The sequence below is a fragment of the Flavobacterium sp. GT3R68 genome (genome assembly GCF_007109225.1).
GTDB lineage: Bacteria > Bacteroidota > Bacteroidia > Flavobacteriales > Flavobacteriaceae > Flavobacterium.
In genome coordinates, this window is the sequence record NZ_VJZK01000001.1 from 223,594 (window position 1) to 246,825 (window position 23,232).

The following is a 23,232-nucleotide window of genomic DNA, read 5'->3' on the forward strand; positions in this document are numbered from 1 at the left end:
AAGGTTGTAGTAATATTTAAAAAATGGGATACCGAGAATTTTTTCCTTTTGGCGCTAAATCCATCGAGATAGTTTTCAAATGTAATGGTTGCGGACATGAAATCACAAGCGAAGAATTATTTCTTCCAAAACTAAATTATCTCGTAGATGATGCAAACAATCAAAGCAATGAATATGCTTATTGTTCTCATTGCGAAAAAGAGTTTGACATTTCTGTTAACGTTGCGTTTTCAGATTCATATGTTGAAATATCTGATGTTCCTAGTCTAGATATTTTAGATATTATAGAGAATTCTGATAATGATGACTACTATAATGAGCAAATTGATTCAATATTAAGTGGCTCTGATTATTATGATATCTTCCTCGTGGAGATGGAAAATCTAAAATCTCTCAATGATGTTGATTTAAAAAGTAAAGAACTTCAAAACACACTTTTACGTCAAATATATTCCAGTGTTATAAGTTGTTTGGAAGATTATTTGTCTTCAACATTAATTAACGAAGTATTGAACAAAGAAGAAAACTTTAAAAACTTTGTTAAGACAAATCCAAAAATAAAAGAAAGGAAATTTAGTCTTAATGATATTTATCAAGAATTAGATAAAATAAATGATATTGTTAAAAAAGAATTGGTTGATGTAATATACCATGATTTGCCTAAAGTTCGAAACATGTATCAAGACAGTCTAAAAATACAATTTCCTGAAATAGCAGATTTGATGTCAATTATAAAAACTCGACATGATATGGTCCATAGAAATGGCAAAGATAAAGAGGGCAACGTCATAAGAATAACTGAAAGTACAATTGATGACATAATTGAAATAGTAGAGGAGTTCGCAATGGACATAGAATCTAAAGTTAGACATACTGGGGTTTTGGGAAAGATTCCTCCCATCTCGTGAAATTGACACTTTTTGAAATTAATAACATCGGGCTGTAGCGCTTTATTCAATAAGAAACCTCATTTAGAGGTTTTTTTTATTTAATGTCCAAAACCATTTTTGAATATTCATAATAATTCCGCCCCTCATTCCGCCCCAGCAAATAAAAAAGCCTTACAAACGAAATGTTTATAAGGCTTTTTAAATGTAAATCGTGGTCCCACCTGGGCTCGAACCAGGGACCACCTGATTATGAGTCAGGTGCTCTAACCAGCTGAGCTATAGGACCGGTTAAGAGTTGCAATATTACTACTATTTTTGGTCGGCTCCAAATATTTTTTGCTTTTTAGCGGTTCTATTTTTGGAACAATTGATTTTTAAATCTTTAGGAACCAGTTTCTGCTACCGGATTTCCTGACACAATTCGATCAGCACGCCATTGGTTCCTTTCGGGTGCAGGAAGGCCACGAGCTTATTGTCGGCCCCTTTTTTGGGCGTTTCGTTCAGTACCACAAACCCTTCTTTTTGCAAACGGGCGATTTCCGATACAATATCCTCCACATCAAAAGCGATATGATGGATGCCTTCCCCTTTTTTCTCGATGAACTTGGCAATGGGACTTTCCGGATTGGTGGCTTCCAGCAGTTCTATTTTGTTGGGACCATTCAGAAAGAACGAAGTTTTGACGCCTTCGCTGGCCACTTCTTCGGATTTGTATGGCGGTGCGCCGAAGAGTTTTTCAAAAAGAAGATTGGATACTTCCAGATCTTTGACTGCTATTCCGATATGTTCTATTTTTCTCATCTATATTACAAAGGGTTACCAAATTAAATAAAGAAGCCGAAAACTCATCTTTTAGCCCTGATGGCAGCGGCATCCCACGCTTTTTTACGTGGATACAGCGAACAGCAGGAATACGATAAATAAAGACACTCAGGCCTTTCGCTCCTAATAATTATGCAAAGATAAAAACTTTGAAACTTAAAAATCGTATTTTTGCACCATGGAAACAAATAGACAGAAAAAAATAGGCGGGGTACTCCAACAGGATTTGGCGGATATCCTGCAGGGTGAAGTGAGAAAAAACGGGATTTCTAATTTAGTGATTTCGGTATCCAAGGTTAACGTAACGTCTGATTTATCAGTCGCTACGGTTCATTTAAGCATTTTTCCCCAGGATAAAGCAGCCGAAACATTGGCCGCTATAAAAAGCAATACCAAATTAATCAAGCACGATTTGTCGCAAAGAGTACGTTTGCAATTGCGTAAAGTGCCGAATTTAACTTTCTTTATCGATGACTCTTTGGACTATATCGAAAAAATAGATAATGCGCTTGCCGCCAAAGAAAACCCGATTGAAAACCGTGAACTTTTAGAAAAACGAAGAAAATCATAATTTGAATTTTTCGTTATACATAGCCAAACGCTACCTCAGAAGCGCCAGTAAAAACAATGCGATAAATATTATCAATATCATCGCATCGCTTGGAATTATTGTCGGGTCGATGGTTTTGTTTGTGGCTTTGTCGATTTTCAGCGGTTTGATTGATTTCAGTCTGTCCTTCAGCAATGATTTTGATCCCGATTTGAAAATCAGCTCCACTTTAGGTAAATCCTTTACCGTTTCTCCCCGTCAACAGACCGACATTAAAAATATTGACGGCGTTGTGGCCTCAAGTAAAATTGTGGAAGAGCGCGTGCTTTTCATGTTCGCCGGAAAAGAACAGGTGACTTTCATCAAAGGCGTTGACAAACATTACCGGGAAGTGAATGATTTGAAAGAAGTCATATACCAGGGGCAATGGTTTGCTGACAGTACCGCTCAAGTGGTGGTCGGTTATGGCATTACCCAAAAATTATCGTTAGGCCTGATGGATTTCAATAATGCTTTTGAGGTTTTTGTACCCAAATCAGGAAGAGGAACGATTGACAGTCCTGAGCAGGCATTCACCAAATCAGAATTATATCCGGTGGGGATTTACGCCATCAGTGAGGAATTGGATTCAAAATATGTTTTCGCTGATCTGACGCTGACCCAGGAATTGGTGGGCTGGAAAGCGAACCAGGTTTCAGGAATCGAATTGAAGCTAAAACCTGGCGCTGATGAAGAAAAAATAAAGGAGCAGCTTCAGAAAATTTACAACAACAAAATTACCGTTAAAAACAGGAAGCAGCTGAACGATTCCCTTTATAAGATGCTGAACACGGAAAATACGATTCTGTATCTGATTTGTACGCTGGTTATTGTGCTTACCTTATTTACCCTTGCGGGAGCCATCATCATGATGATTATCGACAAGAAAAGCAATCTGAAAACGATGTACAGTTTAGGGACAGAAGTTAAGGATTTACGAAAAATATTTTTGTTTCAGGGGACATTACTGAGCATTATCGGGGGACTTTTGGGATTGGTTCTGGGGATTATCTTCGTAATAGTCCAGCAGCAATTCAGCCTCATTATGATTACGCCAAGCCTGGCGTATCCGGTGGTTTTCTCTGTTAAAAATGTATTGATTGTATTGGCGACTATTGTTCCGTTGGGATTCATCGCTTCGCTGATTGCCAGCAGTCGCGTGACTAAAGGATTATTGGAATCGTAAGAAATTCTAGTTTTTATTTTTTTCCTTCAAATCCTCCATGAAAGTCGTTAACTCCCTGGTGAATACTTCTAAGTAATGGGCCGGTTCTTTCATATACTCGATTATTCTTTTTACATCTGCCTCTGAATTCGTTTTTGCGCTGATTAGATCCGTAAGTCCTACTATTTGTGTGATGGACTGCCGCACTTTATGAGAGGTCATAAAAAGCATTTCTTCGAGTCCTTTTATATTTTCCAATTTCTGCAAACCGGCATTTTTCAGGTCAGAGATTTCTATCCAGGCACCATGGATATGATTTTCTCCATTTTTATCTTTTACAAAGGTAAAATTATCCAGAAACCACTTCCAGGTTCCATCGGCACATTGCCACCGATACTCAATACTACCACTCAGACCTTGCTTTTCTTCCTTGTAATTTAATAGTTTTTCGGCATCATCAGGATGTACATTTCCAGGCCAGATCTCCGGATTGTCTAGAAATTGTTTCGCTGTATAGCCCGTAATATTTTGTACATTATCGCTTATTGAAGTAATCGCATGGTCGCTATCGGCTTTGGCAATATAAAACACGACCGGCTGCGAATTCATCAACTGTTCCATAAAGACATTCTTCTGCTTGATTTCCTCAAACGCCTTTTCTCTTTCGTGTTCCGCCTTTCGGGTTTTAAGGGCATGTATTATAGCCGAGGATAGCCGCATTAAATTACTTTTGAGAATGTAATCATCTGCTCCTTCCTTAATCATTTTGACCGCAAATTCTTCTGATACGGCACCCGTTACCAAGATAAACGGGATGGAATAATTAAAGTCTTTATAAATCTTTAATGCCTCCTGGGAATTGAATTGGGGCAATGAATGATCGCACAGAATCACATCCGGATTAAAACTGGTGAGGGCTTCTTCAAAACCAACCCTGCAGTCCACTGTTTTTCCCGCAAAATTAATTCCGCCCTTCTTTAATTCCCACTGGATAAGGTCCACATCGGTTTGAGAGTCTTCAACAAATAATATTTTTAAATGCCTGTCCATACAGATTATAATTATTGTGGCGCCTGATTCACTAGTAACCAATATAGTCCCAAATCGGACACTGCCTTGGCGAAATTTTCAAAACCTACCGGCTTCACTACATAACTGTTTACCCCTAATTTATAACTTTCCACGATATCCTGTTCTTCTCTGGAGGAAGTCATCATCACGACCGGAATACTTTTTGTCCGATCATCCTCCCGGATGGTTCGCAGTACCTGAAATCCGTCTACCTTGGGCATTTTGATATCTAACAAAATAACGTTTGGCCGGTCCTCTACGTTTCTGTCCGCGTATGGCCCTTTCGCAAAAATAAAATCCAGGGCTTCCGCACCGTCCGAAAGATGTACCAGATTGTTGGCAAGATTACTTTTTTTCAGCGCCCTGATTACGAGTCCTGCATCATCGGGATTGTCTTCTATCAACAGGATTTCGATATTGTGAATGGTGATTGACATAGTTATATTTTTTACTTTTAGTACTTAATTGTTCTGTAAGGAAAAATAAAAAGTGGCGCCTCGGTCCACCTCGCCTTCTCCCCAAATCTTCCCGCCGTGCCTGTTTATGATCCGTTGGGCAATAGCCAGGCCAACGCCGGTTCCTTCAAATTCACTCATGCTGTGCAGGCGTTGAAAAATACCGAAAATCTTATCATAATAAAGCATGTCAAATCCCGCGCCATTGTCTTTTACGTAATACACGATACTGCCGTTTTCTTTAAAGGAACCGATTTCGATTATCGATTTTTCCCTTTTGCTGGAGTATTTGATAGCATTGGACACGAGATTTATAACGACCTGTTTCAACATACTGCTGTCACCCTGGGCGTGTAAGAGCGGTTTAACATCCAATTCGATTTCCTGTTTGGGCGATTGGCTGAGTACCTCCTCCGTTACGGATTGTACCAGCGCATCCATATCGACATCTACCTTGATAAAATTTTGTTTGCCCAGTCGGGAAAAAGCCAAAAGATCATCGATCAATTGCCCCATTTTTTTGGCATTGTTCATAATGACATTCAGCGTATGCTGGCCGTCGGCGTCTATTTTATCGCCATAATCTTCCTTTAAAATCCGTGCATATCCATCGACAGCACGCAAGGGCGCTCGTAAATCATGAGAAACCGAATACGAGAAAGATTCCAGTTCCTTGTTGACCGCCACCAATTCTGCGGTACGATCCGCCACTTTTTGCTCCAGATTCACATTCAGCTCATGGATTTCTTCCTCTGCTTTTTTCCGTTCGGTGATATCTGTAGAAATGGTAAGAATCCCTTCCGGAACCGGCTGTATGTTTAACTCATACCAGCAACGGGAACCATCCGGATACACAAACTCATTTTCCATGTGATGGGTAGTCCTGTTAGCGAGACACTCATTGAAAACACGGAATAATTGAGTGTTTTCAACTCCCGGATATTTTTCTGGCATCGTACTGCCGATCAAGTCTTCTTTTAAAAACCGTCCTTGATTTGCAGCGGCATTGTTGACATACGTATACCTAAAATCAGCATCAATAATCTGCACCCCTTCCATCAGGTTGTCCAGCATGTTTTTGAAATATACCTCTTTACCAATTACTTCCCGGGTACGCTCTTCGACCCTTTTTTCCAAATTCTCGTTGAGTTCCTTAATTTCGGCTTCCGCTTTTTTTCGGGCTGTTATATTGACCAATGCGGCAATAAGGCAGATTTGGTTGTCAATTTCCATTTTTTCGATGGAATAGAAGATATCAATCTTTTTACCATCGGCTTTTCTGATTTGTAATTCAATATCTTTTCCGCTCCCACCCGTTTTTTTAACCTGTTCCATCATCTTATTCCGTTCGACCGCGCGGACGATATTGACGTCCACCGATTTTCTTCCAATAATATCTTCCTGCCTAAAACCTGTCATATCGCAAAAAGCATCATTTACATATAAAAATCGGCCATCCTCGAATTTGGTAATGGACATCGCAATCGGACTTTGATTGAACATTTTAGAGAACTTATCATTTGATTTCTGAAGCAGGTCTTCCGCCCTCATTCTCGCCTTGAATGTCCGTACGATAATGAAAAACAAACCCACAAGAACAAGGATGATAATCACCTGAAAAAAGGTAATCATCCGATTGAAATTTTCAATTCCTGCCTGATTGTTCTCTTTCTGCATTTCATTCATGATGAAATTGGTATTGCTTTTATTGAACGCAAAAAACAAAATGAGCAAAATCAGAACGACTACACCAAAACCCCCACCTACTTTCTTTTCAAAAGAGAATTTCAAATACCGGAGTTCCGGAGAAAAAAACGTGCCAATACATAAAGCGATGAAAGCAATTGCCGACAACATTGCCATTTTAGCTATCGAAGAAATGTCATTGAGATAATTGTTCCCAAAAACAAAACTCAACAGCGAAAGGAGTGAGAAAGACAAAATCAAGAACAAGACCAACTGCACGTAAGGATGTGATTTTTGGTTTCTGATAAATAGCATCGCCGCACCAAACAAAAAAAACGATAAGGATGTATTGGGACTCATTCTTCCGGGGGTTGAAGTAGCTACGGCATCTGTTCCTTCCTTCCACAACAATTCATCGATACCCAAATGCAGGCCGGTCAGGTATTGAAAAAAAGTCAGGAGTCCGACAACCGAAACGATGGCAAAACAAAATTTGGTTACCCCTATTGCCTTTTTGCGGATATGGAATAATAAAGCGCTCCCCGACATTAAAAAACACAACGCCGAATTGAATTTCATCGAAACCATGTGCGGCAGCACACTTTTAAAAAGTGTAATGTCAAAAAACCATCCTATCAGGCCAAGACAGCTGATTGCAATTGTGGAAATTGCTGCAGTTTCCGCTATGTATCTTTTAAATAAGGTCATTAGGACTGGCTTAAATTACACACTGCAATTAAATCGGGGACTTTTTAATATCTGAATTAATCCAACTTCGCGAACGTTTTGTTCTGGTGTCTGACTATATGTGGGACTATTTGGGTCAAAGTACTAAAATAGTGAATATTTTCCTTCAATTAACGAAATGCTGAAAATTATTAAAAAAATATCGGCGCAAAAAAATGGCCGCTAAGTTAGCAGCCATATTATATAATCCTTTAAGTTTTAATGTTGTTTTACAAACTGATAATCCGAATAAACGTCCTGTATCAAATCCAACATTTTAAACAAACTTTCCGCATCGTTGAGTGTAACCAACTGTTGGCGGTATTCCTTAAAACCGTGAATTCCCTTAAAATAATTGGTATAATGACGGCGCATCTCCACAATCCCGACGTGTTCGCCTTTCCATTCCATTGCCCAGGTCAGGTGATTACGGGCCGCCTCTACTCTATCAGTAATAGTTGGTGCCGGCAGATGCTCTCCGGTTTTGAAGTAATGCTTGATTTCATCAAAAATCCAAGGATACCCAATAGCGGCACGGCCGATCATCATGCCATCGAGACCGAAACGGTTTTTATATTCCAATGCTTTTTCAGGGCTGTCAATATCGCCGTTTCCGAAAATAGGCATGGTTATTCTGGGATTGTTTTTTACTCTTTCGACATGTGTCCAATCGGAATGTCCTTTATACATCTGGGCGCGGGTTCTGGCATGCACGGTTAATGCCTGCACCCCAATATCCTGCAACCGTTCGGCCACCTCATCAATGTTGATGGAGTTTTCGTCCCAACCCAAGCGGGTCTTTACCGTAACCGGAAGGTGCGTGCTTTTGATAACCGCCTTGGTCAGACGAACCATTAAATCCACATCTTTCAAAACTCCTGCTCCGGCACCTTTGCAGACCACTTTTTTTACGGGACAGCCAAAATTGATATCGACCAAATCGGGGTTGACCGCTTCGACGATTTTGGCCGAAAGTGCCATAGCATCTTCATCCCCGCCAAAAATCTGGATTCCAATCGGGCGTTCATAATCAAAAATATCAAGCTTCTTGCGGCTTTTGACTGCATCACGAATTAACCCTTCAGACGAAATGAATTCCGAGTACATCAAATCGGCGCCATGCTGTTTGCACAGGCGGCGAAACGGGGGGTCGCTCACATCCTCCATCGGAGCGAGCAATAAAGGGAAATCCGGTAATTCTATGTTGCCAATCTTGACCATCTGCTGTATTTTGGTGCAAAATTACGCTTTTTTAGCCGAAATTGGAAAAGAGAAGCTTTAACTATAAATGGATTAGCTTGTTTCGTCATCGACAAGTTTTAATTGCGAGTTCGGAACCCCTGTTGAAGGTGAAAATCTTGCCTGCTTTATGGAGGAAAACTGTTTGTTTCTGAAATCTAACTACAGGAATTTCTCAGATTAAAACTTGGGGCTTTGAAACTGTTGAATTTAAACTATATTTGCAGATTAATCACTACCTTTAGTGATAGCCCGCGTTAGATTTGACGACAAAGATTGATTGCGTTAGGGATTGCAGTGGAAATCCTTTTGTTTTTCCTTTAAAAACAAAAGATTGCAACGGAAAGCCCGACCCTTGTGGTAACGCCCAAAAAAAAAGACAAAGAACGAAGATGAAGAATATTAGAAATTTTTGCATAATTGCGCATATTGACCACGGAAAAAGCACCCTGGCCGACCGATTGCTGGGCGCGACCCAAACCGTAACGGCCCGTGAGGAAAAAGCACAATTGCTGGACAACATGGATTTGGAACGGGAACGTGGGATTACAATCAAGAGTCACGCAATCCAGATGGAATACACGTATAAAGGGGAGGATTATATCCTGAACCTGATTGATACTCCCGGTCACGTGGATTTCTCGTATGAGGTTTCGCGTTCGATTGCGGCCTGTGAAGGAGCGCTTTTGATTGTTGATGCTGCACAAAGTATTCAGGCGCAAACTATTTCGAATTTGTATCTGGCTTTGGAAAACGACCTTGAAATTATTCCAATTTTAAATAAAGTGGATTTACCGAGCGCCAACCCGGAGGAAGTGAGCGATGATATCGTTGATTTATTGGGTTGCAAATTAGAGGAAATCATCCATGCTTCGGGTAAGACCGGCTTGGGTGTCGAAAATATCCTGGCCGCCATTATTGAGCGTATCCCTCCTCCGAAAGGAAATGTTGACGAGCCGTTACAGGCCCTGATTTTTGATTCGCACTACAATCCGTTCCGCGGTATTGAAGTTATTTTCCGTGTCAAAAACGGACAAATCAAAAAAGGCCAGAAGATTAAATTCATGGCTACCGGAAATGAGTATTTTGCAGATGAGATTGGAACCCTGAAACTGAATCAGGTTCCGAAACAGGTCATTTCGGCCGGTGATGTAGGCTATCTGATTTCGGGAATCAAAGAAGCTAAAGAAGTAAAAGTAGGTGATACACTGACCGATGCGAAAACACCAACCACCAATATGATCAAAGGTTTTGAAGATGTAAAACCAATGGTTTTTGCCGGAATTTACCCAGTGGACACCGAAGATTATGAAGAGCTTCGAAATTCGATGGAAAAACTGCAGCTAAATGATGCTTCTTTGGTATTCTTACCGGAAAGCTCGGCAGCATTAGGATTTGGTTTCCGTTGCGGATTCTTGGGAATGCTACATATGGAAATTATCCAGGAACGTCTGGAACGCGAGTTTAACATGACGGTAATCACGACTGTACCCAACGTATCGTATTTGGCTTACACCAAAAAAGATCCGGAAGTGGGCTTGGTAGTGAACAACCCTACTGACTTACCGGAACCTTCCAAATTAGACCACGTAGAAGAACCTTATATCAAAGCGACCATTATCACCAAAGCGGATTTTGTGGGTAACGTCATGTCGTTGTGTATCGAAAAAAGAGGATTGATTACCAACCAAACGTATTTGACAACCGAACGTGTGGAATTGACCTTTGACATGCCTTTGGCGGAAATTGTATTTGATTTTTATGACCGATTGAAAACGGTTTCCAAAGGATATGCGTCTTTTGATTATGCACCAATTGGCATGAGAACTTCGAATCTGGTGAAAGTGGATATTCTTTTGAATGCCACCATTGTAGATGCGCTTTCTTCCCTGATACATGTGGACAATGCGTACCATATTGGAAAGAAGATGTGTGAGAAGCTGAAAGAACTGATTCCGCGCCAGCAATTTGATATTCCGATTCAGGCTGCAATCGGGGTGAAAGTAATTTCGAGAGAAACCATAAAGGCCTTGCGTAAGGATGTTACTGCCAAATGTTATGGAGGTGATATTTCACGTAAGCGTAAATTATTGGAAAAACAGAAAAAAGGTAAAAAACGAATGCGGCAGGTAGGAAATGTCGAAATCCCTCAAGAAGCCTTCATGGCGGTTTTAAAACTGAACGATTAAAAAATCCACTACATATAAGAAACCCGATAATGTACTTTGTCGGGTTTTTTTATGGGCAGAAAGCAACCTCGGTTTGTTGCGCTATTATTCGCTTTTTGAAGTAAATATGTAATTAAAGCACAATGATTGCAGCAATGTTTTCAGAATCAAAAATAAATTAATTAAAAATGTCAAAATTATTTTTAAATATTTCGTACTTTTAGTTGTATATAACTAATATATGAGGAATTCTCTATCTCTCCTTCTTTTATTATTTTCTATTGTTTCGTTTTCGCAGGGAATCGTTGTAGATACTACTGCCTTAAGCATTCCTCAATTAGTGGAGAATCAGCTGATGCCAAACTCATGTTCCGATGAATCTAATTTTGTGTTTTCTTCCCATCGCAGCATCGGACAATTTACCAATACAAATCCATCTTTTCCTTTTGCAAACGGCGTTATCATCCGAAACGGAATCGCAAAATACACCGAAGGGCCTTACAATGCAACGAATGAAAGCAGCCAGATAAATAATGCCGGAGATGCCGACCTACAAGCAGTAAGTAATAGTAACGGACAAACGGCCCCAATTATCGATGCGGCTTTTCTTCAGTTCGATTTTACCCCTCTATCGAGTAATTTTAGCTTCGAATTCCTGTTTGCCTCAAACGAATATGGAGAATATCAATGCGGCTTCAGTGATGTATTTATTTTTTTACTGACTGATTTAACTAGTGGCACTACTACAAATCTTGCCGTTATTCCCGGAACGACAACGCCTGTTTCGGTATTAAACATCCGTGATGCTGCGTACAATTCTTCGTGCATTTCCGCGAATCCAAATTTGTTTTCCAGATACAACGTTACTAATCCGGCAGGATCGGCCATTAATATGAGGGGGCAGACAGTGCTGCTGAGCGCTACTTCTCCTGTAATTCCTAACCGGACGTATCGTATAAAATTAGCTATCGGGGATTATAACGACACCAATTATGATTCCGCTGTTTTTATCAAAGGTGGAAGCTTTAACACCACGACGAATTTAGGCCCTGATCAGGCTATGTGCCAAGGGGAAAGCTTTATTCTTAATAGCGGACTTGGCCCTCAGTATACCTATGAATGGACATTAAACAATACTGTTCTGATCAATGAAACCAATGCGACATTGACTGTAACCCAACCGGGAACCTATGGCGTGAAAGCTACCACGGCGGGATGTGAAATCACAGATCAAATCGTTTTTTCGGACCTGCAAACTAATACCCCGGTGGATGTAAAGGTCTGCAACAAGGGACAAGCCACATATCAATTCGACCTGACTACCAACAATCTTACTAGTTTGGGTATTGATCCGGCAAATTATTCCATCATGTATTTTGCCAATCTGGCGAATGCAAATGCTAACGGACCACAAATACCGGCAGGACAATTAAATTCCTACACCAGCGCAGGGAATCAGACTATCTACATTAAAGTCACCCATCTGTCTAATGGAAATTTTATTTGCGATAATTTACTTTCCTTTCGGTTAGTGGTAAAACCAAATGTAACCGCCACCGCTCCTCCTCCATTACGATTTTGCAGTAATACCAGTGTGCCGGTAAATTTACTGGCTCAGAACACTCCAATTCTAAATGGACAAAGCCAGGCAGACTTCATCTTAACTTATTTTACCTCGCAATCGGATGCTCAAAACAATACCAATGCAATTGCGAGCCCAAATTTATATCCAATAACTCCTGCCCAATCCCCTCAAACCTTTTGGGTTCGGGTTGAGGAGAACTCAAGTTTAGGGTGTTTCACTATCGTTAGTTTTATTGTCAACGTTTTCCCTGAGCCTCTGGCAAGTGATATTGCTGATGTAATCGAATGCAGCAACTATACTTTACCTGCCATCGCCAATGGAAATTATTATACGGGCCCCAATGGAACCGGAACATTACTGAATGCGGGCGATGTCATCAGTACCAACGGTACCTACTATATTTATAGTGGGCCGTTAGCCCCTGGAAACTGTACCGCCCAAAATTCCTTTGTGGCGACTTTCATAGACGAACTGGATTTTGAAGATACGGCATGCGGTGAATATATAATTGCAGCTCAGCCTGCCGGCGATTTCTATACAGGTGCCTCCGGAACGGGCACACTACTTACTCCGGGAACTGTATTAAGCACTAGTCAGACCATTTTTTATTATGGTGTTATTAATGGCGTAGTGTGTAGGGATGAAGCTTTGCCTATTACCGTTTTTCCATTACCTCCTGTAGACGACCCGGCTGATGTGATAACGTGCAATTCATATACATTGCCGGGACTTACAAACGGCAATTACTTTACAGGTTCTCGAGGTTCGGGAACCCCTTTAAACACCGGGGATTTAATTAGCACAACTCAGGATGTGTATGTTTTTGCCGATGATGGGACTTGTACCAATGAGAATGTCGTTACAATCAACATTATAGACCCTTCCATTTATCAACCTGTTGACGCTTGCGGGAGTTTCATTTTGCCTGCCATTACGGTTGGGGGATATTTTGACCTACCTTCGGGTGGAGGGAATCCCATTCCAGCCGGAACCGCTATTATGAGTTCGCAGACGGTTTATTATTATGCAGTGGTAACAGTAGGTGCAAACTGCACCGATAATTTAAATTATGCCATCACTATTTTTCCACTGCCACCTGTGGACACACCTCCGATTTATAGGCTGGAATGCCAAAGCTATACCTTACCTCAATTAACCAACGGAAATTACTTTACCGAAACCGGTGGCGTTGGACCTCTGAATGCCGGAGATATTATCACCACTTCACAAACAATTTATATTTATGCAGTTGGCGGAGGTTGTACGAACGAGCATGCTTTTGAAGTAGAAATCAGGGAGCTTCCATTGGTTGACAGTTTTACCAATGTTTTTACCTGTAGTGATTTTACACTCCCTGCTTTAGTTAACGGAACCTATTATACAGCTATAGGCGGGCCAAGTGGGACAGGAAGCGCCATTGCTCCAGGCACGGTAATTTCCACTTCACAAATTATTTACATTTACAATGAATGGCCCGACCTTACCACTTGCAGCAATGAATCCCGTTTTACAGTAGAAGCCAGCGGGGTTGAAGTAGGTACTTTTGCCGATGTTGCTATATGTGATAGTTACACCTTACGTCCATTAACTGTTGGGAATTACTATTCCCAGCCCGGAGGACTAGGGCCCTCGATTCCGCCCGGAACTGTCCTGACAAGCAGTCAAACAGTATATGTTTATGCTATCAAAGGCAACCGATTAACCTGTACCGACGAAGATGATTTTATCGTGTCCATTTCACAGACTCCTAATGTAACGAGTCCGCCTGATATAGAAAAATGCGGGGATTACATTCTCCCTCCTTTGGCGGTAGGAAATTACTTCGCCGGCCCTAACGGTACATTACCCACCTACGCAGCTGGTCAAAGCATTGCATCCAGCCAAACAATGTATGTGTATGCAGTATCGCCAACCAATCCGAATTGCTGGGATCAGGAAGACTTTAACATCGTTATTCATCCAATGAAAGATTTGGTTATCCGACCTGGCGTCATTTGCGTTGACTTTTTAACTGGCGAATTGCTTAGTCCGGCACAATTAAATTCCGGTCTGAATCCCGCAATATATACTGTTGAATGGTACCTGAATGGCGTTTTGATAGCAACTGGACCGGATTTCACAGCGACTCAGGAAGGAACGTACGATGTTAAAATCATTAAAAATACACCCGACATTGGGGATGATTGTGGTTACAATACAACAACCGTTATTGTTGAGAAATCGAGTATCGCCATTGCAACCGCCACTGCCACCGGCGCTTTTGAAGAAAATATCGATATTATCGTAACTGTTACCGGAGGATTTGGCACTTATGTTTATCAATTGGGCGACGGAAATTTTCAAACAGACAATGTATTTTACAATGTCCCATCAGGAGAACACATAATTACAATACGTGATACCAAAGGTGATTGCGGCGACATTCGGTTAACAGTGATCGTGTTACATTACCCCAACTATTTTACCCCTAACGGAGACAATTACCATGATACATGGAATATCCCTGATTTGGACGACCAGACCGCTGCAACCATATTTATCTTTGACCGTTATGGTAAATTCTTAAAACAAATCAGTCCTGCCGGAGCGGGATGGGATGGCACTTTAAATGGGCAGCAACTTCCCTCTAGTGATTATTGGTTTCAGGTCTTTTACAAAAATGAAGCAGGGGATCAGGAATTTCGGGCGCACTTCAGCCTTAAACGCTGATATAACGATTCGGATGAAAAAAAACGACTCCCTTTTATATGATATAAACTTGTACATCTTTCGTACCTTTGCCGCTCAGATTTTATAAAATGATTGAAGATAAAAACCCACAAAGAACTAGTATTGCACAATTAGGAGAATTTGGCCTCATAAACCATCTAACCAAGAATTTCTCGATAAATCAACCCTCAACGTTGAAAGGTATCGGAGATGACGCCGCTGTTTTGGATTTTGAAGATAAAAAAATTGTCGTTTCAACTGATTTGTTAATCGAAGGAGTTCATTTCGATTTGTCATATATGCCTTTGCGCCATTTGGGATATAAAGCCGTTGTTGTCAATATTTCAGACATCTGTGCGATGAATGCGAAAGCCACCCAAATTACGGTATCGGTAGCCGTTTCAAACCGTTTCCCATTGGAAGCTCTTGAAGAGTTATTTGACGGAATTACGCTTGCCGCAAATGAATACAATGTCGACGTTATTGGTGGGGATACTACTTCTTCACAAAAAGGTTTAATCATTAGTATTACTGTACTGGGACAAGCCGATGAAGCCGAATTAGTGTATCGGAATGGTGCTAAGCAAACCGATTTATTGGTGGTTTCCGGTGATATTGGTGCTGCCTATATGGGTTTACAGGTTTTGGAACGCGAAAAACAAGTGTTTCAGGTAAATCCAAATTCGCAACCTGATTTAGAAGCCTACACGTATTTAATTGAACGTCAGTTGAAACCGGAAGCCCGAAAAGACGTCCGTACTTTATTGCATGCTTTGGAGGTGAAACCCACAGCAATGATTGATATTTCTGATGGATTGTCATCTGAAATTATTCATTTGTGCAAACAATCTAATGTAGGCTGTAATTTATACGAAGACAAGCTCCCGTTGGATCCCCAATTAATCAATGTCTGTGAAGAGTTTAATATCGACAGTACAACCGTAGCCATCAATGGAGGTGAAGATTACGAACTTCTTTTCACCATTAACATAGAAGACTTTGAAAAAATAAAAGGCAATCCGAACTTTACCATTATCGGTCATATGACCCAGGAAAGTGAAGGAATGCATCTGGTAACGCGTGCCAATACCAGAATCCCATTAAAAGCCAGGGGATGGGATGCTATTACGGAAGAGTAAAACATTCTCAAAAACACTAAACCAATCCTGATACTAGTGTCAGGATTTTTTCTTTAAATCTACAACCATTAATTTATTGTTAAAACTAAAATCGAGTGTTGTCAATTGGAAACTATATCGTAATATTGCGATATGGGAATAACAAAAACATCCGGTTTCTCCGAAGAGACCAATGAAATGGCCGAAATCCTGAAAGCTTTAGGACATCCGGCTCGTTTGGAAATCGTAAAATTCCTGATGATATCACCTTCTTGCATTTGCGGTGACATCGTTGAAGTACTGCCTTTGGCACAATCTACGGTTTCCAAACATTTATCCGAATTGAAAAAAACAGGTATTATAAAAGGAACGATTTCTGGCAATAATATTTGCTATTGCCTGGATGAAAAGGTTATTCAGAAAATTCAGAACTTCATAAACTTAGTGCAAACAACCTGCTGCAACTCTTCGGATTGCTGCTAAAAAACAACTATCATGAATTGGACAGACTTTAAAACACAGTTAGCTCAGAATCCGGAACTTCATCTGCAATTTGAATTTGCGGAAAACCAAAGAGTGCATCCTTCTTTTCACATCACGGAAATCAAGCAAGCCAATATCACATCAGTCGATTGTGGCGGAAAAATGAATGCCTGGACAGAAATTATCGTACAACTTTGGGAACCAGGACTTCATGAGGAAGAACGCTCGATGAAAGTTTCGAAAGCCATTTCGATTATTGATTTAGTAGAAAAAATGCTTCCGCTAAATCCGCACAGCCCGGTAAAAATCGAGTTTGGTAATGACAGTTTCGACACGCGTCAAATGCATCCGCAGGATTTTGAAATAAGCAAGGATGAAATCATTGTAAAATTAACCGCCGACAAAACCGAATGCAAAGCCATTGGAAGAGGTCAAACTTGTGGGACACCAAAAGAAAAAGTAAAATTATCCCAAATCGAAACCAGTTGTTGTGCTCCCAACTCCGGTTGTTGTTAAATCTAATATGAAGAAATATTTATCGGAATTAATCGGAACGTTTGTTTTAGTCTTTTGTGGTACCGGAGCTATTATTATCAATCAGGAAACTGATGGCGCAATTGGACATATTGGTATTGCTATCACCGTCGGACTCATTGTAACGGCCATGATTTATGCTTTTGGAGACAAATCAGGGGCGCATTTTAATCCTGCAGTAACGATTGCATTTTCTTTGGCGGGACTTTTTAAAGTAAAAGAAGTAGCCCCCTATATTATTTCGCAAGTTGCAGGCGCATTTTTGGCAACAGGAATGTTAAAATTATTATTTCCCGACAATCTGAACTTAGGAGCCACATTGCCCTCGGGAACGCAATTACAATCCTTTATTTTAGAAATTATATTGGCTTTCATTTTGATGCTTGTGATTTTATTTACCTCCCAAGGTTCAAAAGAAGCCGGCACTATGGCTGGTATCGCAATTGGAGGAACTGTTTTGCTAGAAGCTATGTTTGCGGGCCCCATTTCAGGAGCATCAATGAATCCGGCCAGAAGTTTAGCTCCCGCAATAATTTCAGGCAACCTCGATAGCCTTTGGATATATATCACAGCCCCAATTTTGGGAGTAGCAATAGCAACATTAGTTTGGAAATTCATTAAATAAAAAATATAGACGATGAAAAAAATCTTAGTCTTATGCACCGGAAACTCGTGCAGAAGTCAAATGGCACATGGCTATTTACAGCATTTTATAAAAGATAAAGCACAGGTTTACAGCGCAGGTGTAGAAATTCACGGACTGAATCCGTTTGCGGTAGGCATCATGGCGGAAGACGGAATTGACATTTCCAAACACACATCCAATCACGTAGATGAATATCAGGACATTGAGTTTGATTATGTGATTACGGTATGTGATAATGCCAAAGAAGCCTGTCCATTCTTCCCGACTAAAACCAAAACGATACACCACAGTTTTGAAGATCCGTCCAAATCTTCGGGTACCGCCAAAGAGTTAATCGCAGAATTTCGAAAAGTGCGGAACGAAATAAAGGAATTTTCAAAAGAATTTATAACCGGAATATAAAAACAAAAAAAGGCTTCCCGATATGGAAAGCCTTTTTTTTATATAATTATAAGCTAATTACACTTTCGCCTTCATCAGCCAGCTTCTCATGGAAACTTCGTTTTCAATAATCGATTTCAATTCCGTAATCTTTACGCGATCCTGCTTCATCGAATCCCGATGACGGATCGTTACCGTTTGGTCTTCCAGTGTTTGGTGATCCACCGTAATACAGAAAGGTGTCCCTAATGCATCCTGTCTTCTGTAACGGCGACCCACTGCATCTTTTTCATCATAGGCCACGTTGAAATCCCATTTCAATTCATCAATAATCTGGTGGGCAATTTCAGGCAAACCGTCTTTTTTAACTAATGGAAAAACAGCAGCTTTTGTTGGCGCCAAAACCGATGGCAATTGTAATACTGTTCTAGTCGAACCATCTTCCAGCGTTTCTTCTTTTAAAGAATTAGAGAAAACTGCCAAAAACATTCGGTCCAGACCAACAGAGGTTTCCACCACATATGGCGTATAATTTGCATTGGTTTCGGTATCGAAATATTGCAACTTTCTGCCTGAATGTTGTTCGTGTGCTTTTAAATCGAAATCGGTTCGGGAATGGATTCCTTCCAGTTCCTTGAAACCAAACGGGAAATTAAATTCGATATCCGCAGCAGCGTTCGCGTAATGCGCCAATTTTTCGTGATCATGGAAACGATAGTTCTCCCGGCCTAAACCAAGAGACAAATGCCAATTCAAACGGGTACTTTTCCAGTATTCGTACCATTTCATTTCTTCGCCCGGCTTTACAAAAAACTGCATTTCCATTTGTTCGAATTCGCGCATGCGGAAAATGAACTGTCTGGCTACAATCTCGTTTCTGAAGGCTTTTCCGGTTTGTGCAATTCCAAAAGGAATTTTCATTCTTCCGGATTTCTGCACATTCAGGAAATTGACAAAAATACCCTGAGCCGTTTCAGGTCTCAAATATAAATCCATCGCCGTATCGGCAGAAGCTCCCAATTTGGTTCCGAACATCAGGTTGAATTGCTTTACGTCAGTCCAGTTTCGAGAACCGGTTTCCGGATCGGCAATTTCCAATTCTTCGATTAAGGCTTTTACATCTTCCAGATTTTCATCCCCAAGGGATTTAGCCATTCTTTCCAGAATTTCTTTTTTTCTTGCCAGGTATTCCATCACACGAGGATTCGTCGTGATAAATTCCTGCTCATTGAAAGCATCACCAAAACGGCCACGCGCCTTTTCGATTTCTTTTTCGGCTTTCTGGTTTAATTTTTCGGCATAATCCTCAATCAGGACGTCTGCACGGTATCTTTTTTTGGAATCTTTGTTGTCAATCAACGGGTCGTTGAAAGCATCGACGTGTCCGGAAGCTTTCCAGGTTGTCGGGTGCATCAGGATTGCGGCGTCAAGGCCGACAATGTTTTCATGCATCTGAACCATGGATTTCCACCAATATTCCCTAATATTTTTCTTTAATTCCACTCCGTTTTGTGCGTAATCGTATACTGCACTCAACCCATCGTAGATTTCACTTGACGGAAAAATATATCCATACTCTTTTGCATGCGAAACTACATTCTTAAATAAATCTTCTTGTTTTGCCATGGTGCAAAAATATAAAAAGTGAACTTAAAAAGTGATATAAATTCCGATTGAATCGTTGAATTTTGTTATTTTTATAGCTAAATCTGACCGTAAATGTTCAAAAACCTGATAAATCTTCTTTTCCCAAAAGTCTGCATGGGCTGCAAATCTTTTCTACTGACCAATGAAACTGTAATCTGTACCACGTGCCGACATGAAATCCCATTGACACAACACACATTGGCTCCTGAAAATGAGGCTTTCAAGAAATTTTACGGGAGGATTCCGGTGGCACATGCTTCGGCCCTGATGTATTATCATAAAAAAGGGATTGTTCAGGAAATCATCCACAGCCTGAAATACCGCGGACAGGAAGAAATTGGGACTGTGTTTGGGCACTGGTATGCCGAAGATCTGAAAGCTACAGCCCAGACGATGCAGTTTGATGAAATTATTCCGGTTCCGCTTCATAAAAAGAGAATGCGAGAAAGAGGGTATAATCAGGTGACCACTTTTGGAAAAGGATTATCGGACGGATTAACGATTCCCTACAATCCTAAATTGTTGCAGCGAACCGCTTATTCCAAAACCCAATCGAAGAAGAATCTTTTGGGGCGTACCGAAATCGACGAAACGGTTTTCGATGTGACTTTTGATGAAAGAGACCACAACAAACATTTCCTGCTCATCGATGATGTTCTGACGACCGGTTCGACTCTGGAAGCGTGTGGCAGGGCGTTGTTAAAAATCCCGGGAGCCAAAGTGAGTATTGCCTGCATGGCGATGTCGCATTCTTAACTATTCTATGGGATTGGAGTGGTTTTAGCCCTGATAAAAGCGGCATCCTTTTTTGTTTTTTCTTTAAAAACAAAAAGATAGAGCGGATAGCAGGAAATAGCTCCCTCCTTCGACTGCGCTCAGGATGACAAATAAAATCTAAAACGTTTCGATTACAATAAATATAATTGTTATTTTGTAGCTCTTAATTTTTGATTATGATGTTGAAAAACAACTTTAAATATATTTTCCTTTTAGCACTGTTGACTATCATAGGCTGCGCTAAAAGAGGTTCCATTACCGGAGGATCGAAAGATACCATCGCACCGGTTTTGAGGATGAGCGTACCAAAGAATTACAGCACCAATTTTAAAGGCAATACCATTAAATTGACTTTTGACGAATTCATCAAGCTGAAGGACCTTACGAAACAGATCATTATTTCGCCCCCCATGGCAATTGCACCGACCATTACCCCAACTACGGCAAGCAAGACTATTACGATTCATTTCAATGACACGTTGCAGGCGAACACGACCTACAATATCAATTTTGGGCAGAGTATTGAGGATAATAATGAAAGTAATCCGTATAAGCAGTTTAAGTATGTGTTTTCAACCGGAAGCTATGTTGATTCGCTGACCCTGGGCGGGAGAGTAAAAGATGCGCTCAATAAGGAAGCGGATCCCAATGTTTCGGTAATGCTGTATGAAGTCAACGGAAAATTCACCGATTCTATTATTTACAAAGAAGCGCCGAGGTACATTACTAAAACGCCGGACAGCATGCAGACGTTCCTGTTTGAAAACCTGAAAGCGGGAAAATATCTTTTGGTTGCGATGAAGGATTTGAACAGCAACAATAAATTCAATCCGAGGGATGATAAAATCGGTTTTCATAAGCAATATGTAACCGTTCCTAACGATACGGTATATGAAGTGGAATTGTTCAAAGAAACTCCAAAATTCAAAACCCTAAAACCCGTTCAGGCTTCAGGGAACCGCTTGTTGTTGCCTTACGAAGGCAAACCTAAAGATCTGAAAATTGTTCTGAAAAACGGAAATGATATCCTACCGACCATTGTGACGCAATTCCCTAAAAAGGATTCCGTCCAGATTTGGTACAAACCGATTAAAACCGATTCGCTGAATCTGGCTGTGACCAAAGAACAGTACAGTGCTAATTTCAATTTTAAAATCAAAGATCAGAAAAAAGATTCGTTGAGTTTTGAGGCCAAGCAAGGCGGGGTATTATCTCTTCGCGACAAATTCACATTAATTCCTTCACGACCTTTAGTGAAATTTGACAATTCGAAAATGAAGATCACGAAAGATTCAACAAACGTCGTTTTCAAGACTGAATATAACGAATTCCTGCAACAGCTGGAGTTTGACTTCGTTAAAGAACCGCTGAAGAAATACACTATAAAAATACTTCCGGGCGCGTTGACCGATTATCTCGAGCAATCCAACGATACGTTGTCGTATACATTGACTACCAAAAATACTTCCGATTACGGGAATCTAAAGGTGAACCTCCAAAACGTGAGGCAATTTCCCGTTATCGTCCAATTAATCAGTGCCAAAGGCGAGATAATAGCCTCTGAATATTCGGAAGTCAGCACGGTCATCGATTTTACCAATCTCGATCCGGCTTTGTTTACGTTGCGTCTGATCTATGACGAAAATAAAAACAAGGAATGGGATTCGGGGAACTATCTCGAAAAAACACAGGCTGAGGAAGTGATTTATTTCCCGAAAGAAATTGATGTTCGGGCCAATTGGGATGTCGACCAAATTTTTGATGTGTCTTCTAATTAATTGTAAAGGAGTCCTGATCATCTAGGAATCCGAGCTTTTCGCGGGTTTCAATCAACGAGTGCATGTCCAATGTTGCCATCAAAACACCTTCCTGTTGGGTTGGATCAATCATGTGCTTTCCGAGATAATTCACCATTTGGGAATGTCCGGGATAGTTATGTTTATTATGGTCGGCGCTAATTCGATTGACGCCAACGACATAACACATATTCTCAATGGCACGAGCTTTCAGCAACGCATCCCAAGCTGAAATTCTTGGTTCGGGCCAATTGGCGACGTAGATTAGCACATCGTAATTCTCCGTGTTTCTTGAGAATACCGGAAAACGTAAATCGTAACAAACCAACGGGCAAATTTTCCATCCCAGATAATCGACAATTAATTTCTTCGTTCCTGCCGTATAGACTTTATCTTCACCGGCCAATGTAAACAAATGTCTTTTGTCATAATGCTGGATTTCTCCTGACGGAAAAACGAACAGCAACCGGTTATAGAAGCAGTTGTTTTCTTTGATTATAATACTTCCGGTAATGGCAATATTATGCTTTTCGGCCAAATTCCGCAGCCATTGCACGGTTTCGCCTTCCATTGTTTCGGCTATGGCATTAGGATTCATCGTGAACCCGGTAGTGAACATTTCTGGAAGTACAATCAAATCGGCGTTTCTGTGCATCGCATTGATCTTGTCAGCGAAATAGTTTCGGTTGGCTGATGGGTTTTCCCATTGCAACGGAGCTTGGATAATGGCGATATTCATATTTTT

General features: G+C 40.7%; 19 protein-coding genes and 1 tRNA gene. 12 read left to right on the forward strand and 8 right to left on the reverse strand.

Translation table 11 applies throughout. The features are described from left to right. Positions 1 to 23 precede the first annotated feature (23 nt). A complete protein-coding gene (locus FNW07_RS00990; RefSeq protein ID WP_126743220.1) occupies positions 24 to 908 on the forward strand; it encodes a hypothetical protein in 885 nt (294 codons plus the stop codon). A gap of 194 nt (positions 909 to 1,102) precedes the next feature. On the opposite strand, the gene FNW07_RS00995 is transcribed toward FNW07_RS00990, so the two are convergent. After that, positions 1,103 to 1,176 (reverse strand) — tRNA-Ile (locus FNW07_RS00995). A 113-nt stretch (positions 1,177 to 1,289) separates the two neighbouring features. After that, positions 1,290 to 1,691: a methylmalonyl-CoA epimerase gene (gene mce, locus FNW07_RS01000; protein ID WP_126742165.1), complete on the reverse strand. Its 402-nt coding sequence runs from the start codon at positions 1,689 to 1,691 to the stop codon at positions 1,290 to 1,292. A 199-nt stretch (positions 1,692 to 1,890) separates the two neighbouring features. Here mce and rbfA point away from each other — a divergent pair, with 199 nt between their 5' ends. Both rbfA and FNW07_RS01010 read left to right on the forward strand, forming a co-directional pair. After that, positions 1,891 to 2,283 (forward strand): 30S ribosome-binding factor RbfA, encoded by a 393-nt coding sequence (gene rbfA / locus FNW07_RS01005; RefSeq protein ID WP_126742166.1) that lies wholly within the window; start codon positions 1,891 to 1,893, stop codon positions 2,281 to 2,283. Position 2,284: 1 nt separating this feature from the next. Continuing rightward, on the forward strand, positions 2,285 to 3,487 hold the full coding sequence (locus FNW07_RS01010; RefSeq protein ID WP_126742167.1) for an ABC transporter permease: 1,203 nt from the start codon (positions 2,285 to 2,287) through the stop codon (positions 3,485 to 3,487). 6 nt (positions 3,488 to 3,493) lie between these two features. Here FNW07_RS01010 and FNW07_RS01015 read toward each other — a convergent pair whose 3' ends face one another. The 4 genes from FNW07_RS01015 to dusB all read right to left on the reverse strand — a co-directional run bounded on the left by FNW07_RS01015 (position 3,494) and on the right by dusB (position 8,625). Then, positions 3,494 to 4,516 (reverse strand): PAS domain-containing protein, encoded by a 1,023-nt coding sequence (locus FNW07_RS01015; RefSeq protein ID WP_126742168.1) that lies wholly within the window; start codon positions 4,514 to 4,516, stop codon positions 3,494 to 3,496. Positions 4,517 to 4,527: 11 nt separating this feature from the next. Then, positions 4,528 to 4,974, reverse strand: coding sequence for a response regulator (locus FNW07_RS01020; protein WP_126742169.1), 447 nt, complete (start codon positions 4,972 to 4,974; stop codon positions 4,528 to 4,530). A gap of 24 nt (positions 4,975 to 4,998) precedes the next feature. Further along, on the reverse strand, positions 4,999 to 7,386 hold the full coding sequence (locus FNW07_RS01025; protein ID WP_126742170.1) for a PAS domain-containing sensor histidine kinase: 2,388 nt from the start codon (positions 7,384 to 7,386) through the stop codon (positions 4,999 to 5,001). Between the two features lie 237 nt (positions 7,387 to 7,623). Beyond that, complete coding sequence (dusB, locus tag FNW07_RS01030) at positions 7,624 to 8,625, reverse strand: tRNA dihydrouridine synthase DusB (protein WP_126742171.1); 1,002 nt, start codon at positions 8,623 to 8,625, stop codon at positions 7,624 to 7,626. Between the two features lie 410 nt (positions 8,626 to 9,035). Here dusB and lepA point away from each other — a divergent pair, with 410 nt between their 5' ends. From lepA to FNW07_RS01065, 7 genes are all read left to right on the forward strand, one after another. After that, positions 9,036 to 10,832, forward strand: a complete 1,797-nt coding sequence (gene lepA, locus FNW07_RS01035; protein ID WP_126742172.1) for a translation elongation factor 4 — start codon at positions 9,036 to 9,038, stop codon at positions 10,830 to 10,832. A 220-nt stretch (positions 10,833 to 11,052) separates the two neighbouring features. After that, entirely contained in the window at positions 11,053 to 15,105 is a 4,053-nt protein-coding gene (locus FNW07_RS01040; RefSeq protein WP_126742173.1) for a T9SS type B sorting domain-containing protein, read from the forward strand. A gap of 89 nt (positions 15,106 to 15,194) precedes the next feature. Then, the gene (gene thiL, locus FNW07_RS01045) at positions 15,195 to 16,244 is read left to right on the forward strand and encodes a thiamine-phosphate kinase (protein WP_126742174.1); all 1,050 of its coding nucleotides are present in this window, start codon (positions 15,195 to 15,197) and stop codon (positions 16,242 to 16,244) included. Between the two features lie 132 nt (positions 16,245 to 16,376). Next, positions 16,377 to 16,706: a helix-turn-helix transcriptional regulator gene (locus FNW07_RS01050; RefSeq protein WP_126742175.1), complete on the forward strand. Its 330-nt coding sequence runs from the start codon at positions 16,377 to 16,379 to the stop codon at positions 16,704 to 16,706. Between the two features lie 12 nt (positions 16,707 to 16,718). Continuing rightward, positions 16,719 to 17,222: a DUF6428 family protein gene (locus FNW07_RS01055; RefSeq protein ID WP_126742176.1), complete on the forward strand. Its 504-nt coding sequence runs from the start codon at positions 16,719 to 16,721 to the stop codon at positions 17,220 to 17,222. A gap of 7 nt (positions 17,223 to 17,229) precedes the next feature. Further along, the gene (locus tag FNW07_RS01060) at positions 17,230 to 17,865 is read left to right on the forward strand and encodes an MIP/aquaporin family protein (RefSeq protein ID WP_126742177.1); all 636 of its coding nucleotides are present in this window, start codon (positions 17,230 to 17,232) and stop codon (positions 17,863 to 17,865) included. Between the two features lie 12 nt (positions 17,866 to 17,877). Further along, positions 17,878 to 18,288 carry an arsenate reductase ArsC gene (locus FNW07_RS01065; protein WP_126742178.1) on the forward strand — a complete coding sequence of 137 codons (411 nt, stop codon included), beginning with the start codon at positions 17,878 to 17,880 and terminating at the stop codon, positions 18,286 to 18,288. Positions 18,289 to 18,345: 57 nt separating this feature from the next. Here FNW07_RS01065 and FNW07_RS01070 read toward each other — a convergent pair whose 3' ends face one another. Further along, positions 18,346 to 19,893, reverse strand: coding sequence for a glycine--tRNA ligase (locus FNW07_RS01070; protein ID WP_126742179.1), 1,548 nt, complete (start codon positions 19,891 to 19,893; stop codon positions 18,346 to 18,348). A gap of 93 nt (positions 19,894 to 19,986) precedes the next feature. Here FNW07_RS01070 and FNW07_RS01075 point away from each other — a divergent pair, with 93 nt between their 5' ends. Together FNW07_RS01075 and FNW07_RS01080 are read left to right on the forward strand one after the other, a co-directional pair. After that, on the forward strand, positions 19,987 to 20,670 hold the full coding sequence (locus FNW07_RS01075; RefSeq protein WP_126742180.1) for a ComF family protein: 684 nt from the start codon (positions 19,987 to 19,989) through the stop codon (positions 20,668 to 20,670). A 200-nt stretch (positions 20,671 to 20,870) separates the two neighbouring features. Next, complete coding sequence (locus FNW07_RS01080) at positions 20,871 to 22,469, forward strand: Ig-like domain-containing protein (protein ID WP_126742472.1); 1,599 nt, start codon at positions 20,871 to 20,873, stop codon at positions 22,467 to 22,469. Here the strand turns inward: FNW07_RS01080 and FNW07_RS01085 are convergent. Next, the gene (locus tag FNW07_RS01085; RefSeq protein WP_126742181.1) at positions 22,462 to 23,226 is read right to left on the reverse strand and encodes an amidohydrolase; all 765 of its coding nucleotides are present in this window, start codon (positions 23,224 to 23,226) and stop codon (positions 22,462 to 22,464) included. The genes FNW07_RS01080 and FNW07_RS01085 overlap by 8 nt on opposite strands. Positions 23,227 to 23,232 lie beyond the last annotated feature (6 nt).

Bases quoted from the DNA above. Each gene is read 5' to 3' on its own strand.
- FNW07_RS00990 (WP_126743220.1), top strand. From the start codon at position 24: ATGGGATACCGAGAATTTTTTCCTTTTGGCGCTAAATCCATCGAGATA.
- mce (WP_126742165.1), bottom strand. From the start codon at position 1,691: ATGAGAAAAATAGAACATATCGGAATAGCAGTCAAAGATCTGGAAGTA.
- rbfA (WP_126742166.1), top strand. From the start codon at position 1,891: ATGGAAACAAATAGACAGAAAAAAATAGGCGGGGTACTCCAACAGGAT.
- FNW07_RS01015 (WP_126742168.1), bottom strand. From the start codon at position 4,516: ATGGACAGGCATTTAAAAATATTATTTGTTGAAGACTCTCAAACCGAT.
- FNW07_RS01020 (WP_126742169.1), bottom strand. From the start codon at position 4,974: ATGTCAATCACCATTCACAATATCGAAATCCTGTTGATAGAAGACAAT.
- FNW07_RS01025 (WP_126742170.1), bottom strand. From the start codon at position 7,386: ATGACCTTATTTAAAAGATACATAGCGGAAACTGCAGCAATTTCCACA.
- dusB (WP_126742171.1), bottom strand. From the start codon at position 8,625: ATGGTCAAGATTGGCAACATAGAATTACCGGATTTCCCTTTATTGCTC.
- lepA (WP_126742172.1), top strand. From the start codon at position 9,036: ATGAAGAATATTAGAAATTTTTGCATAATTGCGCATATTGACCACGGA.
- FNW07_RS01040 (WP_126742173.1), top strand. From the start codon at position 11,053: ATGAGGAATTCTCTATCTCTCCTTCTTTTATTATTTTCTATTGTTTCG.
- thiL (WP_126742174.1), top strand. From the start codon at position 15,195: ATGATTGAAGATAAAAACCCACAAAGAACTAGTATTGCACAATTAGGA.
- FNW07_RS01050 (WP_126742175.1), top strand. From the start codon at position 16,377: ATGGGAATAACAAAAACATCCGGTTTCTCCGAAGAGACCAATGAAATG.
- FNW07_RS01055 (WP_126742176.1), top strand. From the start codon at position 16,719: ATGAATTGGACAGACTTTAAAACACAGTTAGCTCAGAATCCGGAACTT.
- FNW07_RS01060 (WP_126742177.1), top strand. From the start codon at position 17,230: ATGAAGAAATATTTATCGGAATTAATCGGAACGTTTGTTTTAGTCTTT.
- FNW07_RS01065 (WP_126742178.1), top strand. From the start codon at position 17,878: ATGAAAAAAATCTTAGTCTTATGCACCGGAAACTCGTGCAGAAGTCAA.
- FNW07_RS01070 (WP_126742179.1), bottom strand. From the start codon at position 19,893: ATGGCAAAACAAGAAGATTTATTTAAGAATGTAGTTTCGCATGCAAAA.
- FNW07_RS01075 (WP_126742180.1), top strand. From the start codon at position 19,987: ATGTTCAAAAACCTGATAAATCTTCTTTTCCCAAAAGTCTGCATGGGC.
- FNW07_RS01080 (WP_126742472.1), top strand. From the start codon at position 20,871: ATGTTGAAAAACAACTTTAAATATATTTTCCTTTTAGCACTGTTGACT.
- FNW07_RS01085 (WP_126742181.1), bottom strand. From the start codon at position 23,226: ATGAATATCGCCATTATCCAAGCTCCGTTGCAATGGGAAAACCCATCA.